Annotated in this window: 11 protein-coding genes; all 11 read right to left on the bottom strand. The window is 70.8% G+C overall.

Annotated features, from left to right (window positions below):
* Positions 1 to 7 precede the first annotated feature (7 nt).
* The 11 genes from pulA to JOD63_RS16420 all read right to left on the bottom strand — a co-directional run bounded on the left by pulA (position 8) and on the right by JOD63_RS16420 (position 15,851).
* A complete protein-coding gene (gene pulA, locus JOD63_RS16470; RefSeq protein WP_084613514.1) occupies positions 8 to 6,046 on the bottom strand; it encodes a pullulanase-type alpha-1,6-glucosidase in 6,039 nt (2,012 codons plus the stop codon).
* 194 nt (positions 6,047 to 6,240) lie between these two features.
* Complete coding sequence (locus tag JOD63_RS16465) at positions 6,241 to 7,419, bottom strand: thiolase family protein (RefSeq protein ID WP_045275667.1); 1,179 nt, start codon at positions 7,417 to 7,419, stop codon at positions 6,241 to 6,243.
* A gap of 38 nt (positions 7,420 to 7,457) precedes the next feature.
* Positions 7,458 to 7,919: a hotdog fold thioesterase gene (locus JOD63_RS16460; protein WP_084613513.1), complete on the bottom strand. Its 462-nt coding sequence runs from the start codon at positions 7,917 to 7,919 to the stop codon at positions 7,458 to 7,460.
* Complete coding sequence (locus JOD63_RS16455; RefSeq protein WP_045275666.1) at positions 7,916 to 9,106, bottom strand: bifunctional 2-methylcitrate synthase/citrate synthase; 1,191 nt, start codon at positions 9,104 to 9,106, stop codon at positions 7,916 to 7,918. Before JOD63_RS16455 ends, JOD63_RS16460 begins: the two co-directional genes overlap by 4 nt.
* Positions 9,107 to 9,188: 82 nt before the next feature.
* Positions 9,189 to 10,097, bottom strand: coding sequence for a methylisocitrate lyase (prpB, locus tag JOD63_RS16450; RefSeq protein WP_045275665.1), 909 nt, complete (start codon positions 10,095 to 10,097; stop codon positions 9,189 to 9,191).
* On the bottom strand, positions 10,097 to 11,623 hold the full coding sequence (locus tag JOD63_RS16445) for an MmgE/PrpD family protein (protein WP_045275664.1): 1,527 nt from the start codon (positions 11,621 to 11,623) through the stop codon (positions 10,097 to 10,099). Before JOD63_RS16445 ends, prpB begins: the two co-directional genes overlap by 1 nt.
* A 9-nt stretch (positions 11,624 to 11,632) precedes the next feature.
* On the bottom strand, positions 11,633 to 12,253 hold the full coding sequence (locus JOD63_RS16440) for a GntR family transcriptional regulator (protein WP_045275663.1): 621 nt from the start codon (positions 12,251 to 12,253) through the stop codon (positions 11,633 to 11,635).
* A gap of 119 nt (positions 12,254 to 12,372) precedes the next feature.
* Entirely contained in the window at positions 12,373 to 12,744 is a 372-nt protein-coding gene (locus JOD63_RS16435) for a VOC family protein (protein WP_045275662.1), read from the bottom strand.
* 76 nt (positions 12,745 to 12,820) lie between these two features.
* Positions 12,821 to 13,597: an SDR family oxidoreductase gene (locus JOD63_RS16430; protein WP_045275661.1), complete on the bottom strand. Its 777-nt coding sequence runs from the start codon at positions 13,595 to 13,597 to the stop codon at positions 12,821 to 12,823.
* 2 nt (positions 13,598 to 13,599) lie between these two features.
* Positions 13,600 to 14,634 carry a phosphotransferase family protein gene (locus tag JOD63_RS16425; protein WP_045275660.1) on the bottom strand — a complete coding sequence of 345 codons (1,035 nt, stop codon included), beginning with the start codon at positions 14,632 to 14,634 and terminating at the stop codon, positions 13,600 to 13,602.
* Positions 14,631 to 15,851: an acyl-CoA dehydrogenase family protein gene (locus tag JOD63_RS16420; RefSeq protein WP_045275659.1), complete on the bottom strand. Its 1,221-nt coding sequence runs from the start codon at positions 15,849 to 15,851 to the stop codon at positions 14,631 to 14,633. Before JOD63_RS16420 ends, JOD63_RS16425 begins: the two co-directional genes overlap by 4 nt.
* Between the last annotated feature and the right edge of the window lie 114 nt (positions 15,852 to 15,965).

Raw genomic sequence — 15,965 nt, 5'->3', positions numbered from 1 at the left:
TCGTGCGTCAGCGGACCAGAACCGGAAGCGGGATCGCCGAACGCGAGTCCTTCCAGTCGGCCGCGCCGTCGAACGACGTCCGGATCATGTGCAGACCACGCGCGAGCGGCGGGAGCGCGATCGACACGGCGCCGCGCTTGTCGGCCGTGAGCTCCACGGTGGCGATGACGCGACCGTAGTCGGTGACCGTCACCGTCCCGACCGGCGCCGAACCGTCGGCCGCGGCGATCTTGCCCTTCACCGTCACGGTCTGACCGACCTTCGGCAGCAGGGGGCTCGGGGCGGCGAGCACGAACGTGTCGACTGGGGCGCGATCGACCAGCACCGCCGCGGTGCGCGGCGGGATGGTGACCGTGCCGGTCGCGGCATCCCACGTCGTCGTCTTCACGACTGCATCCGACCCGTTCGCAAGCGCGGGGGTGAGCGCGAACGACCGACCCGCGAGCGAGCCCACAGTCTGCGTCACCGGTTCGACGCCCGCGTTGAACACGACCAGTGCCCCGTCGAGGCCGCGGTCGACGTCTGCGCCGACGGTGTCGTCGATGAGCATCGCGATCACGCCGGGCGCGGCATCCGGCCCGCTGCCGGGGAACGACACCTTCTCGCCGATCAGCTCCGCAGAGCCGAGCCGGAGCAGACCCACCTCGTCGCGCACACGGAGGAGATCGAGGGCAGCAGCCTCCGCTGCGGCGATGTCGGCCGCCGCCGGCTTGTTCGCCGGATCGGCGAGGAGCGGCTGCTTGATCGCCCACGACTCGGAGTTGTCGGCCGCGCGCGGCAGCCCCGAGCCGAAGGTCGACTCCTGGCCGGTCCAGTCGATGCGGTTGAACCAGTCGCCCGAGTTGTAGCTGTTGCGGTCGAGCGACTTGGAGCGCAGCAGCTCGGTGCCGGCGTGCCAGAACGACGGGGTCTGGGCGAACGTCGTCGTCGCGAGCGACAGCGTGTTCATGCGCACCCGGTCGGCCATCGTCGTGTCGGCCGGGAGCTTCAGCACAGACAGGTCGTACAGCGTCTCATTGTCGTGCGCATCGACGTAGGTGATGATCTCGTCGGGCTGATCGGCGTATCCGGCCGGCGACCCGCGATAGTCGAGCTCGTCACCCGGCACCACCGTGCCGTCCGACGCGGTGAGCGCATAGTCGCGGAGGTTCCCCGCAAGACCCAGCTTCACGAGGTCGGTCTGGTGGGCGAGGTCGGCGAGCGCCTCATCGGTCGTGCCGTTGACAGGCGCGCCGTTCGGGTCGGTGCCGAGGCCGGTGCCGAACCCCTGCTGCTGGATCGTGTCGGCGGCCACCGGGCTGCCGCCGTGCACGGCGTCGCGCAGCCGGTCGCTGAACGTGCCGATGCCGGTGCCGCCGAGCTGCCCCTGCGTCGCCTGCTCGAAGAGGGCGTTGTCGGCGACCTCGCCGAAGTTCCACCCCTCGCCGTACAGGTACACCTTCGAGCCGTCGACGCCGTCGCGCTTCACGGTCAGCTCGTCGAGCGCCTCGCGGATGGCGAGCATGTTCGCCTTCGAGTGGTGCCCCATGAGATCGAAGCGGAACCCGTCCACCTTGTAGTCGCGCGCCCACGTGACGACCGAGTCGACCATCAGCTTCTGCGCCACGGCGTGCTCGGTCGCGACGTTCTGGCAGCAGGTCGACGTCTCGACCCCGCCGCCCGCGTTCAGCCGCTGGTAGTAGCCCGGCACGACACGGTCGAGCACGCTCTTCGGGTCCTGCCCCGAGGCGGCGGTGTGGTTGAACACCTGGTCGAGCACGACCTGCAGGCCCATGCCGTGGAGGGCGCCGACCATCGAGCGGAACTCGGCCACGCGTGCGCCGCCCTCCGGGTCGACGGCGTACGAGCCCTCGGGAACCGTGTAGTGGTACGGGTCGTAACCCCAGTTGAATCCGTCGGCGTCGACGACCGCTTCGATGCAGGCCTGCTGCTCGGCGCTGTCCGCGGCGAACGACGCCAGGTCGCAGTCGGGCACCGCCTGCTTCGAGCGGTCCTCCTCGATCGTGGCGATGTCGAAGGTGGGCAGCAGGTGCACGGTGTTGATGCCGGCATCGGCGAGCTCACGCAGCTGATCGGTGCCCGCGCTGTCGCGGGTGAAGGCGCGATATGTGCCCCGCTCCTCCTCGGGAACCGTCTCGTCGGTGATCGAGAAGTCGCGCACGTGCAGCTCGTAGATCGCACGGTCGACGGCGTCTTCGACGACCGGCGCCTTCGTCTTCTCCCACGCCTTCGGGCGGTACGTCTTGTCGGCGAGGTCGACGGCGACCGACCGCTCCGAGTTGAGCGTGAGCGCCACCGAGTACGGGTCGGTCACCAGGTTCGTCTCGATCGCGCCCGTGGTCGGGGCGTAGACCACGACCTCCCACAGGTACTCGTCGCCGACGAGGGCCTTCGTGCCCGTCACGCTCCAGACTCCGGATGCCGCGTCCCACGTGGCCTCGTGCCGCTGCGGCTCGCCACCCGTGGCCTCCGCACCCGTCGAGGGGTCCCACGTCAGCAGCGTCGCACTCTGCGCGGTGGGAGCCCAGACGCGGAATGCGGGCTTCTTGCCCGAGAAGTCGACACCGAGCTCGACATCGGCGACGGCATCCGCGTACAGGTCGTCGAGCACGCCCGGGATCTGCACGCCGGTGAAGCCGGTGAGGGTGCCGTCGGCGCCGCGCTGGGCGACCATCAGCTGCCCCTGCAGCAGGGTGGCGACCGCGTCACGGTCGAGACCGTCGGTATGGAGCGCGACCCCGCCCTCCAGCGCCGGGAACAGCGCAAGCTGCTCCTCGCTCAGCCCGCCGTCGACGATCGCGAGCGCGATCGGCTCGGCACCGGCGATCTCGCCGTCGGCCAGCGCGATGCCCGCGTCGGCCGACGCGTAGAGCTCGTACGTCGCCTCGGCGGTGTCGCCGAGGCCGACCGGCCACACGAGGGTCGTCTCGTCGATCCAGTGCGCGCGCTCTTCGTCGAGGCCCGGCAGGGGCGGGTTGTCGACGACGATCTCGAGCACGTGGGTCTCGAGGGTGTAGCGGAAGGTGACGAGTTCGCCGTCGGCCACGCTGAACGAGTAGTTCGCCCCGCCCGGCGCGCCGCCCTGGCCGTAGTTCTCGTCCCAGCTCATGCCGTGGGCGACCTTCGCCTCGTAGGCTCCCGCCGGGATCGCCGCCGTCGCGAACTCGTAGACGCCGTCGCGGTCGCCGTCTGCCATGAGGCTGGCGAGGCAGTCGGGAGCCCAGTCGCCGGCGCATCCGATCGCCGACTGGTATGAGCCGGGGAGCGTCACGATCGGGCCTTCTGCGGTGGACTGCACCACGTTCGATCGCGGATCGAAGTAGAAGGTAATCGGGCCGCCGTCATGGGTGATCGCGACGTTGGGACCGTCCTGCACGCCGTTCGCGCCGTAGTTGATCGCCCACGACCCGTTGATCGCGGCCTTGTACTCGTAGTCGCCCGCGGGCAGGTCGAACGTGCCGGCCCAGATGCCGTCGGCGCGGAGCGTCAGCTTCGCCGCCTCGCAGGCCGGGTCCCAATCGCCCGCGCAGCCCATCTCGCTATTGAGGCTGCCGGGCACCGTCACCATGTCGATCGGCGATTCTGGCTGCTCCGCCACCTCGAGCGAGACGGCGTTGCCGACCGAGGCGTACGTCGACGCGGCAGCGTGGGCGCCGGCGGCATCCGTCGTCACCGCGCGGTACTCCACGAGCGTGCCCTTCGCGAGGCCGCGGATGTCGTGGTAGACGCGCGGCTCGGTGTCTTCCGCCGTGCCGAGGGCGTGCCAGTCGTTCGACCCGGCGACGCGCCAGGCGAAGCTCGTCTCGGCCCAGGTGGCGTCGTCGACGTCGGCCGAGATCGCGACCTGCCCGGCGAGGCCAGCACCCGCGGTGGGAGCTGCGACGGTGAGCGCCAGCGGTGCGGCGGGCGCGGTGACCGCGGCATCCGCCTTCCAGACCACGGCCGACAGTGCCGGGACGGTGACGGATGCCACGGCCGCGCCATCCGTCGTGAATGCGGCGCCGTCGCCGTACACCGGCGCGAACCCGGCGCCCTGCGTGAGGGTCGGCACGTCGACCGTCTGCGCGGTGGTGGCGTTGTTGAGGGCGACGAGGTACTCGATCTTGTCGTCGCGGTCGACCCGCGAGAAGGCGTAGACGCCTGCGCCGTTCGTGACGTGCCGCTCGATCTGCGCGCCGTCGACGAGCGCGGGGTGCGCCTCGCGCAGAGCCGCCAAATCGGCGATGTGCTCGTACACCGGCGCAGCGGTGTCGTAGCGGTCGGTCGACCCCGCGTTCTCGCCGGTGATGAGGTTCTGGTCCTGGTACGCGGCCACCTGGCTCGCGAACAGCGTCTGCCGGGCGTCCTTGTCGCCGCCGGTTCCGGCGAAGCCCTGCTCGTCGCCGTAGTAGACGACCGGCTGGCCGCGCCCGAGGAACATCAGGTCGTGGGCGAGCAGGTCGCGCTCCAGCGGCTGCGACTGGTTCTGCAGGAAGTAGCCGACCCGGCCCATGTCGTGGTTGCCGAGGAAGGTGGGCAGCGCCGTCGCCGACGAGTCGGGCGTCGTGTAGCGGTCGTCGCCCGCGTACAGCGACTGGAGGCCCTTCGTGCTGTTGCCCGCGGCGAAGCTCACCGCAGCCGACTGGAACGTGAAGTCGAGCACCGAGTTCATGTCGGTGTCGCGGATGTAGGGGGCGAGCTTGACCGGGTCGGCGTCGTAGACCTCGCCGAACATGAAGAAGTCGGGCTTGCCGGCCGCGTGGGCGTAGTCGAGCACCTCGGTAGTCCACTGCTCCCAGAACTCGAAGTTCACGTGCTTGGCGGTGTCGATGCGGAAGCCGTCGATGCCGAGGTCGACCCAGTCCTGGTACACCTGCACGAAGCCGCCCACGACGGTCGGATGCTCGGTCATGAGGTCGTCGAGGCCGTCGAAGTCGCCGTAGGTGACCGACTCCCCCGACCAGGTCGAGTTGCCGCGGTTGTGGTACAGCGTCGGGTCATTGAGCCACGCCGGGGTCTTGGCGTCGGCGTCCTCTTCGGCGACGACGGGCGTGTACGGGAAGCTCGTGGCCGCGTCGAGCTCCGGGAAATCGCCGGTGCCGGCGTGGTCGGCCGGGTCGAAGGCGGTGCCGCTCGCATCGCGGTAGGGCGAGGTCGCCTGGTCGATGTACGAGTACTCGCCCTCCTCGTACGAGACGACGTCGGCGGTGTGGTTCGTGATGATGTCGAAGTACACCTTGATGCCGCGGTCGTGCGCGTCGGCGATGAGTGCCTCGAGTTCGTCGTTCGTGCCGAGGTGCGGGTCGATGCGCGTGAAGTCGGTCACCCAGTACCCGTGGTAGCCGGCGCTGGCGTTCGCGCCCTCGCCCTGCACCGAGCGGTTGGCGAAGCTCGGGGTGAGCCAGATCGCCGTCGTGCCGAGCCCCTCGATGTAGTCGAGGTTCGCGTGGAGGCCCGCGAGGTCGCCGCCATTGTAGAAGCCCTTGTCGGTGGGGTCGTAGCCGTGGTCGAGGCGGTCGCCATCGATGCCCGCGGTGTTGTTCGACGCGTCGCCGTCGGCGAAGCGATCGGTCATCACGAAGTAGAACTGCTCGTCGCTGCCGGGCTGGCGGACGGGGGCCGCGACGAGCGCGTCGTCGTCGGCCGTGTAGCCGCCGCCTACGCCGGTCGCCTCCAGCCCCACGCGGTGGGAGACGTCGTCGAACAGGAACCGCACGGTCGTCGGCCCCTCGACCGTGAGCGGGATGTTGTCGCCGCCTCCGTCGAGTCCGTACGACTCGTCCCACGTGTCGTTCACCGCGACCTTGTACTCGTACGAGCCCGCCGGCACCTCGAACTCGGCGGCGTACACCCCCTCAGTCTCGGTGGCGACGAGTTCGGATGCCGCGCACTCGGGCTGCCAGTCGGCCGAGCAGCCGAGTTCGGACTGCAGGCTGCCGACCACGGCGAACGAGCGGTCGGCGGCCGCGGCGGGCTGCGTCGCGGCGATCACCCCGCCCGTCACCATCAGGGCACCGGCGGCGAGGCTCGCGATCGTGCGGCGGAGAGGGGTGGTCGTCTTCGACACGGTTGCTCCTGGAGAGGCGCGAGGGCACGGCGACGTGCCCGAAGGGCTGTGTGTGGCCGACGTTAGCGCGGCCCGCGGCCGGATTGCAAGCGCTTACAGCATGAGAAGGCTCTCATTTCGGGCATCCGTCAGCTCCGCAGGCGCGACCGAAGCCGTGGACGCGCAATCGCTTGCACTCGCTGTTTCGGGCAGGTTCAGAGGCGCTCGATGATCGTGGCGTTCGCGAGCCCGCCGCCCTCGCACATGGTCTGCAGGCCGTACCGCCCGCCGGTCGCCTCGAGATACGCGACGAGAGTCCCGAGCAGACGCGCGCCGGATGCCCCAACCGCGTGCCCGAGCGCGATGGCTCCGCCCCACGGATTGAGCTTCGCCGGGTCGGCGTCGAGTTCGCGCTGCCACGCGAGCGGCACCGGCGCGAACGCCTCATTGACCTCGTACGCGTCGAGGTCGGCGATCGTCAGACCCGACCTCTCGAGGATGCGACGGGTGGCGGGGATGGGCCCCGTGAGCATGAGCAGCGGATCGTCGCCCACAACCGAGAAGGCGTGGAACCGCGCGCGGGGCGTGAGGCCGAGCTCGTCGGCCTTCTCGGCGCTCATGATGAGCACCGCCGACGCCGCGTCGGTGAGCGGCGACGAGTTGCCCGGGGTGATGCTCCACGAGATCTCGGGGAAGCGCTCCGCGAGCGCGTCGGTGCGGAACGCCGGATTCAACCCCGCGAGCCCCTCGGCGGTCGTGCCGGCGCGCACGGTCTCGTCGAACGCGACGGCATCCTCGCCGCCGGCGAACACCGGCAGCACCTGCGAGTCGAACCGTCCCTCGCTCCATGCCCGCGCGGCCCGCTCGTGCGACTGCGCCGCGAAGGCGTCGAGCTCCTCGCGCGAGAATCCCCAGCGCGCGGCGATCAGCTCGGCCGACACCCCCTGGTTCACGAGTCCGTCGGGGTAGCGCGCCGCGATCCCGTGGGCTGTGGAGCCTCCGGTGCGCGACGAGCCGAGCGGCACGCGGCTCATCGACTCGACGCCGGCGGCGATCACGATGTCGTAGGCGCCTGACATCACACCCTGCGCGGCGAAGTGCGCCGCCTGCTGGCTCGACCCGCACTGCCTGTCGATGGTGGTCGCCGGCACGCGCTCGTCGAACCCGGCGGCGAGCACGGCCATGCGGCCGACGTTCATGGACTGGTCGCCGACCTGGCTGACGCATCCCATGATCACGTCGTCGACCTGACGCGACTCGAGCCCGCTGCGTTCGAGGAGCGCCCGCAGCGCAACGGCGGCGAGGTCGACCGGGTGCAGGGTGCTCAGCGCTCCCCCGGGCTTGCCGCGCCCCGACGGGGTGCGCACGACATCGACGATGACTGCTTCTCGCATGACGGCTCCTTCGCTCGATCCGCTCGGTCGCTCAGCCTTCAGCCCGCGGTGCGCCCCTCGGGCGTGGCGTACGTCGAGCGCTGCTCGATCACCGCGAGCGTGCACCGTGAGATGCACACCAGCTTGCCCGCCTCGTCGACGATGCGGATCTCCCACACGTGCGCACGGCGGCCGATGTTCACCGCACTGACGGTCGCGGTGACCCACCCCGTCGTGACCGGCCGGATGTGGTTGGCGTTGATCTCCTGCCCGACGACGTGGAAGCGCTCGCGGTCCACCGCGAGGTAACCGGCCCACGACGCGAGCGTCTCGGCGAGGGCGACGGATGCTCCGCCGTGCAGCACTCCGGCCGGCTGCACGGTGCGGTGGTCGACCGGCATCCGCCCCACCAGCGCGTCGCCGCGCACCTCGACGATCTCGATGCCGAGGTTCTCGATGAGGGTCCCGCCGCGCATCGCGGCGAGATCCACCTCCGAGACGTCGCCGAACCAGATGCTCACGCCACGGGCTCCTCGGCGCGTTCGGCGGCCTCGAGGGCCGCGGCATCCGGAACGTAGCCGTCGATGTGCCGCTCGTCCGGGCCGTTGTAGGCCGACAGCGGGCGGATGAGAGCGTTCGATCCGAGCTGCTCCATGATGTGCGCGGTCCAGCCGGTCACGCGCGCGGCGACGAAGAGCGGCGTGAACGTGAGGGTGTCGAACCCGATGAGGTTGTACGCCGGCCCCGACGGGTAGTCGAGGTTCGGGTAGATGCCCTTGCGGCCGACGAACTCGGACTCGAGCGTGTCGTAGAGCGCCGCGACATCCGGGCGGTCGTAGTGCTCGACGAGCGTGTCGAGCGCCGCCTTCATCGTGGGCACGCGCGAATCTCCGCGCTTGTAGACGCGGTGGCCGAAGCCCATGATCTTGCGCTTCTGGGCGAGGGCCTCATCGAGCCACGGTCCGACGTTCTCGGCCGAGCCGATCTCGTCGAAGATGTGCAGCACCGCCTCGTTTGCGCCGCCGTGCAGCGGCCCCTTGAGAGCGCCGACCGCACCGACGACGGCCGAGTACAGGTCGCTGAGGGTCGACGCGATGACGCGGGCCGTGAAGGTCGACGCGTTGAACGAGTGCTCCGCGTACAGGATCATCGACCGGTTGAAGGCGTCGACGACCACCGCGTCGGACTCCTCGCCGAAGGTCATCCACAGGAAGTTTGCCGCGTAGTCGAGGTCGTCGCGCGGCTCGACGGGCTGCTGTCCCCGACGGCGTCGCTGGCCGTAGGCGACGATCGCCGGGAGCACCGCGAACAGACGGACGCTCCGCGCCAGGTTCTCCTCGGTCGAGCCGCTGACATCGAGCACCGAGCCGGTGCCGGCGAGGTCCTTCGCGCCGATGAGACTGAGCGCGGTGCGCACCTCGTCCATCGGATGCGCGTCGAGCGGGACCAGGTCGATCGCGGCGCGCACCTCGGCGGGCAGGTGCCGGTACGCCCGCTCGGTCGCCCGCAGCTGCGCCAGCTGCGTCTCGTCGGGGAGGTCGCCGTTCCACAGCAGGTACGCCACCGCCTCGAACGACTGGGTCGACGCGAGCTCCTGCACGGGATAGCCCCGGTACAGCAGCGAGTTGGTCTCGGGGTTGACCTTCGAGATCGCCGTCGTGTCGGCGACGACGCCCGCGAGGCCCTTCTTGATGTCGGTGTCTGTCATGTGCCTGCTCCTTTGCGCGGCCCGGTCGTTGAGCGAGCGTAGCGAGTCGAAACGCGTTTCGTCTCGTCGCTGCGCGCCTCGCTCAACGCCCGGGGGACTCGATGGTGAAGTTGAAGACGCTGGTGTCGAAGTGGTTGTACTGCTCGTAGTCGATGAGGTCGTACAGGTCGGCGCGGTGCTGCATCTCGCCGAGCCTGCTCGTGAGGTGGCCCTCGTCGTTCAAGGTGTCGAGGGCACGGGATGCCGCGCCCATCGCCATGCGCAGCAGCGACACCGGCCAGATCACGATGTTCACGCCGACGTCGCGCAGCTGGTCGACGCTGAACAGCTCGGACTTCCCGAACTCGGTCATGTTCGCGAGGATCGGCACGTCGACCGCCGCCCGCACCGCGGCGAACTCCTCGAGCGAGCGCATCGCCTCGGGGAAGATCGCGTCGGCGCCGGCATCCACAAGCGCCTTCGCGCGGTCGACGGCCGCATCCAGGCCCTCCACCGCGGCGATGTCGGTGCGCGCCATGATGAGGAAGTCCGGGTCGCGGCGGGCGTCGACCGCCGCACGGATGCGCTTGAGCGCCGTGCCCTCGTCGACGACCGCCTTGCCGTCGAGGTGACCGCACCGCTTGGGGTTGATCTGGTCCTCGATGTGGGTTCCGGCAAGCCCCGCGTCTTCGAGCGTCTGGATGGTGCGGGCGACGTTCATCGGCTCGCCGAACCCGGTGTCGGCGTCGATGATCGCCGGCAGGTCGGTCATGCGCGCGATCTGCTGGCCGCGCGCAGCCACCTCGGTGAGGGTCGTGAGCCCGATGTCGGGAAGCCCGAGGTCGGCCGAGAGCACCGCGCCCGAGATGTAGACGCCCTCGAACCCCTGGCGCTCGATGAGGCGCGCGCTGAGCGGATTGAACGCACCCGGGAACCGCAGCAGCTCCCCCGTGGCGAGCCGCTCGCGGAAGAGCCGCCGCTTCTCGTGCGCCGGCACCTGGCTGTAGAGCATCAGAACAGGCCCTTCGGCGCGGGCGCCGAGGCGAGCACACCGAGCTTCGCGACGATAGACAGCTCGCGCACCTCGGCCGGGGTCAGCTCGGGCAGGCGCTGGGCGAGCTCGAGGAACCGCTCGATCTCGTCCTCCTCGAGCACGGGCTCGGCGAGGATGCGGAACTTGCGGATGTAGTCCTCGCGCGCGAACGGCCGGGCACCCAGCGGGTGCGCGTCGGCCACCGCGATCTCGTCCTCGATGACCGTGCCGTCGGTGAGCGTGATGACCACGCGGCCGCCGAACGCCTTCTCGTTCGGGTCGTCGGAGTGGTACCGCCGGGTCCACTCGGCGTCTTCGGCCGTGGTGATCTTCTGCCACAGCGCGACGGTGTCTTCGCGGCCCGCGCGCTCGGGGGCGTACGAGTCGACGTGGTGCCACCCGCCGTCCTGCAGCGCGACGGCGAAGATGTACGGGATCGAGTGGTCGAGCGTCTCGCGCGACGCGGTCGGGTCGTACTTCTGCGGGTCGTTGGCGCCCGAGCCGATCACGTAGTGCGTGTGGTGCGAGGTGTGCAGCACGATCGACTCGACGTTCGCAGGGTCGGCCGCTTCGGGGTTCGAGCCGTGGAGCTTGCGGGCCAGGTCGATCCAGGCCTGCGCCTGGTACTCGGCCGAGTGCTCCTTCGTGTACGAATCGAGGATGCCGCGCTTGGCCTCGCCGGCGGCGGGGAGCGGCACCTCGTAGGTGGCGTCGGGGCCGTCGAGCATCCAGGCGATCACGCCGTCTTCGCCCTCGTAGATCGGGCTCGGCGACGTCTCGCCGCGCATCGCGCGGTCGACCGCCTCGATGGCCATCTTCCCGGCGAACGCCGGGGCGTGGGCCTTCCACGTCGAGATCTCGCCCTTGCGCGACTGCCGCGTGGCGGTCGTGGTGTGAAGGGCCTGCCCGACCGCCTGGTAGATCGTCTCGACGTCGAGGCCGAGGAGGGTGCCGATGCCTGCGGCGGCCGAGGGGCCGAGGTGGGCGACGTGGTCGATCTTGTGCTTGTGCAGGCAGATGGCGCGCACCAGGTCGATCTGGATCTCGTAGCCGGTGGCGAGGCCGCGCACGAGTGCGGCGCCGTCGGATCCGACGTGCTGCGCGACGGCGAGGATGGGCGGGATGTTGTCACCCGGGTGCGAGTAGTCGGCCGCGAGGAAGGTGTCGTGGTAGTCGAGTTCGCGCACTGCCACGCCGTTCGCCCACGCCGCCCACTCCGGTGAGGTCACGCGGTCGAGTGCGCAGCCGAACACCGTCGCTCCGTCGCCGCCGACCGAGACGGCGTGGTCGAGCGCCTGCTGGCGCGCCGCGCTCACGGGCGAGCGGGTGAGCGACGCCGCCGCCACCGACGCGTTGTCGATGACGCGGTTGATGATCATGTCGACGACCTCGGCCCCGACCTCGACCGGATCGGCCGCGACCTCGGCGATGTGCCAGGCGAGCTGCCCCTCGCGGGCGAGGTTCTCGTCGCTGCGGTGGACGCGGAGGTGGTGTGTGACGGTCATGGTGTTCCTCTACTTCAGGGATTCCAGGATGTTCGTGAGCGCGTTGTGCAGGTGCACGTGCGTCGCGTGGGCGGCGAGGTCGGCGTCGCCGGCCGCGATGGCCGAGGCGATGAGCCGGTGCTCGCTGACGGATGCCGCCAGGCGGCCGGGGTTGTCGCGGGCGAGGCGGCGCACGCGCACGAGATGCGTGCGGACGGTGCGCAGCGCCGAGACGAGGTAGTCGTTGGCGACGGCGGCGTCGAGCTCCTCGTCGAAGCGGCTGATGAGTGCGTAATAGGCGTCGCGCCCCGTGTCGAGGTCGACGGCGGCGAGGCTCGAGGCGAGGTCGCCGAACCGCGCGCGGTCGCCGCGCTCGGCCGCGAGGCGTGCTGCCGCCTCCTCCAGGGCGCGGCGGAGCTCGAAGAGCTCCTGGATGTCGTCGGCGTCGATCGCCGTGACAACTGTCATGCGCGGGGACTGCTGCACGACCAGTCCGTCGGAGGCGAGCCGGCCGAGCGCCTCGCGCAGGGGGGTGCGGCTGACGCCGAGTCGTGACGCCTGCTCGACCTCGCCGAGCACCGAGCCGGGGCGCAGCGTGCCCGACTGGATCTCCCCGAGGAGAGTCGAGTACGCACGGTCGCTTGCCCGCACAGCTCACCTCCTCGTGGGAATCCAACCCTGCCAGTGTATACACAAACACGCCGATGCGCGCTCGACGGGGCTCAAATCAGCCCGTGCGTATACAAGACCGCGGATTCCGCTCCGCGGAGTCAGCCCTCGCCGGCGTCGGTGGTGCCCTCGTAGAGCCCGATGCTGTTCCCGTCGTGGTCGGCGATGACCGCCCACCAGCTGGTCTCCGAGATCGGCGCCTTCGCCATGAGCACCTCGGCGCCCGCAGCCACCGCCTTCGCCACGGTGTCGTCGATCGAGTCGACCTCGACGTACGAGCGGGGCTGGGTGAAGCCGTCGCTGCGCGGCGCGAGTCCGCCGCCCGAGATCTTGTTGGGCGCCTGCCACATCGGGTACCCCTCGTAGCCGGGGATCTCGGCGATCGTCCAGCCGAACAGCGACGAGTAGAAGTCCGTCGCCTTCGCGAAGTCGGTGACCGGGATGTCGATGTGGGTGATGTCTCCGTGCGCCATGGCACGCTCCTTCCGCCGGGGGTCGGCATACGACTCGTCGCCCAGTCTCACCCCGCGGCATCCGTCGTTCAAGGGGCTATGCGGTGAACAGTCCCTCCCCCGGGCGGCTCACGACGATCTTCGGCATCACCGCATACCGCGACATCCGCACCAGCGCGCCGACGAGTTCGGCGATGTCGTCGGGGCGGATCATCTCGCCCGCGGCGAGGTCGCCGTGCTTCCACGCGCTCATGTCGGTGTCGACGTAGCCCGGGCAGATCGCCGTGGCGATCACGCCCGCGGCGGACTCCTCGGCGTTGAGCGTCTCGCACAGCGACACGAGTGCGGCCTTGGTCGCTCCGTACGCGGCGAGCCCGGGTTCGGGCATGACCGCGGTCATCGACGACATGGCGATCACGCGGGCCGCCGAGGCTCCGGATGCCGCCTCGCGCAGGGCTGGGATCGCCTGAGACACCAGCGCGAATGCCGCGCGGAGGTTGACGGCATAGTGCCGGTCGAGGCGGCGCAGCGGCGTGTCGACGATGCGGCTGCCGTGCCCCATGCCGGCGTTCAGCACGAGCGCGTCGAGAGTGCGCCCGGCATCGGCGTGCGCGGCGAGGATGCGCTCCGGCGCGTCATCGTCGGCCATGTCGGCGACGACGGGGAGCACCGGATGCCGCGCCGCGGCGCCCGCACCGGTGCCCGCGCCGATGCTGTCGACCGCGGCATCCAGCCCCGCGGCATCCCTCCCCGTGATCGTGACCGCCCACCCGTCGTCGACGAGCCGGCGCACGACGGCCAGCCCGATCCCGCGGCTGCCGCCCGTCACGATCGCCCCGCGCACCCGCGCTGCGCCCACGTCGTCCGCATCCATGTTCAGAGCCCCCTCACGTGGTCGACGGAGCGCCGCAACAGCGGCTCGACCGCACTGCCGACAGCGGAGAAGCCGTCGCCGACGGTGTCCCCGGCGAGATAGCGGTGATGGATGCCCTCGGCGATGACCGCGAGCTTGAGATAGGCCAGGGCCAGGTAGAAGTCGAGGTCGTCGAGCGACAGCCCGCTCGCGGCGGCGTACGCCTGCGCGAGGCCGCCCTGCGACGGGAAGCCGCCGGCCCCATCGAGGTGCGGCACCCCGAGCACGGGCTCGACGATCGGGTCGGCGTATACGAGCAGGGTCGCGAGGTCGGTGAGCGGATCGCCGAGGGCCGCCATCTCCCAGTCGACGAACGCGAGCACCCGCGGGCCGTCGTGGGCGAGGATCGCGTTGTCGAGCCGCAGGTCGCCGTGCAGGATCGACGCCCGCTGCGGGGCGGGAACCCGCGCGGCGAGTTCGCTCGCGAGACGCTCGACCACGGGCAGGTCGCGGGTCTTCACGCGGCCCCACTGATCGGCCCACCGCGCCACCTGGCGCGTGGCGAAGCCCTCGGGCCGGCCGAAGCCGGCGAGGCCCACGGCCGCGGGATCGACGTCGTGGAGGCGGGCGAGTCCGGTGGCGAGCCCGAGCGCGGCCTCGCGCCGCTCGGACCCGGTGAGCAGCCTCGCGTCATCGGCGGACTGCACGGTGCGACCGTCGACGTGCCCGTACACGGCGAACACGACGCCGAGCACGTCGAGGTCGTCGCCGAGCGCGATGGTCGGCGCGACCGGAACGGCGGAGCCCTGGAGCGCATCCACGACCCGGAACTCGCGCCCCATGTCGTGTGCGCTCGGAGTGAGCACCCCGAGCGGCGGCCGCCGCAGCACCCAGTCGAGCGCCCGGCCTGCGGCATCCGTCCCCCGCAGGCGGTACGTGAGGTTCGACTTGCCGCCCGTGATGAGGTCGATACGGTCGATCTCGGCGCCCGGCGCGACGCGCGTCACCCAGTCCCGCAGCCGAGGAAGGTCGATGCCGGCGATCTGCACGTCGCTCATGCGCCGGCCCCGGCGACGGCGCGGCGGTGCCGGCTCACCGCCCGCTTGGCGATGGCCCAGCGGTGGGTCTCGCTCGGCCCGTCATACACGCGGAACGCGCGCATCTCGCGCCAGTAGCGAGACAGCAGCGTCTCGCCGGTGAGCCCGCGTGCGCCGGCGAGCTGAACGCTGCGGTCGGCGACGCGGCCCACCGCCTCCGACACGAACACCTTGGCGATCGACGACGCGTTCGCGGCGTCGACGCCGTCGTCGACGGATGCCGCGGCCTGCGCGATGACCGCGCGCGCGGCGGCCAGGTCGATCTCGTTGTCGGCGATCAGCTGCTGGGCGAGACCGAGGTCGGCGAGCGTCGACCCGAACGCCTGACGCTCGGTCGCGTGGGCGAGGGCGAGGTCGTGACAGTGCCGGGAGAGCCCGAGCCAGCGCATGCAGTGGGTGAGCCGTGCCGGTGCGAGGCGCACCTGGGCGTACTCGAACCCGCGGTCGACCTCGCCGAGCACGTCGGCCTCCCCCACGAGGCATCCGTCGAACACGATCTCGGCATGCCCGCCGTAGAAGCCGGCGTCCATGGTCTCGACGTCGCGCTCGATCCGCATGCCGGGGTTGTCGGTCTCGACGAGGAACATCGTGGCCCCGCCGGCGTCGCCGGGTTCACCCGAGGTGCGCGCCATCACGATCGCGACGGCCGCACCCCGCGCGCCCGTGATCATCCACTTGCGTCCGTCGATGCTCCAGCCGCCTGCCACGCGCGTCGCGCGTGTCTGGAGTGCGCGGGGGTCGGATCCGGCCCCCGGCGCCGGTTCGGTCATCGCGAAGCAGGTGCGGATGTCGCCCGTGGCGAGCGGGGCGAGCCAGCGCTCGCGCTGCGCGGCGGTCGCCACCCGCTCGAGGAGGAGTCCGTTGCCCTCATCGGGTGCCGCGCAACCCGTGGCGAGCGGGCCGAGCAGTGTGTAGCCGGCCTCGGCGAACACGACGGCCTGGCCACGGGTGTCGAGGCCCGCGCCTCCGTACGCGGTCGGTAGCTGCGGCGCGTAGACGCCTGCTGCCTTCGCCGCGGCGATGAGCTCGGCGCGCTCGGCGGGGTCGAGGTCGTGCACGGATCCCGCGATTCGCCGCTCGATCGGCAGCACGACGTCGCGGACGAAGCGCCGCGTGGCGGCGGCGAGCTGCTCGACGGCTGGAGCATCGGGGATGCCGGGGGCATCTGGGGTGGGCATGTGCGAGCTCCTTCGATCGCGATCTGCTTATCGGCGATTAAAACACCTGCGCCGATCCTGACTGATTCCTCAGTGATCGACAAGACCATCGCCCGACAGAATTTAATGTGCTAT

The organism is Microbacterium terrae (assembly GCF_017831975.1).
Lineage (GTDB): Bacteria > Actinomycetota > Actinomycetes > Actinomycetales > Microbacteriaceae > Microbacterium > Microbacterium terrae.
Note: the sequence above shows the minus strand (reverse complement) of the source record. Positions and strands in the feature narration are given on the sequence as shown.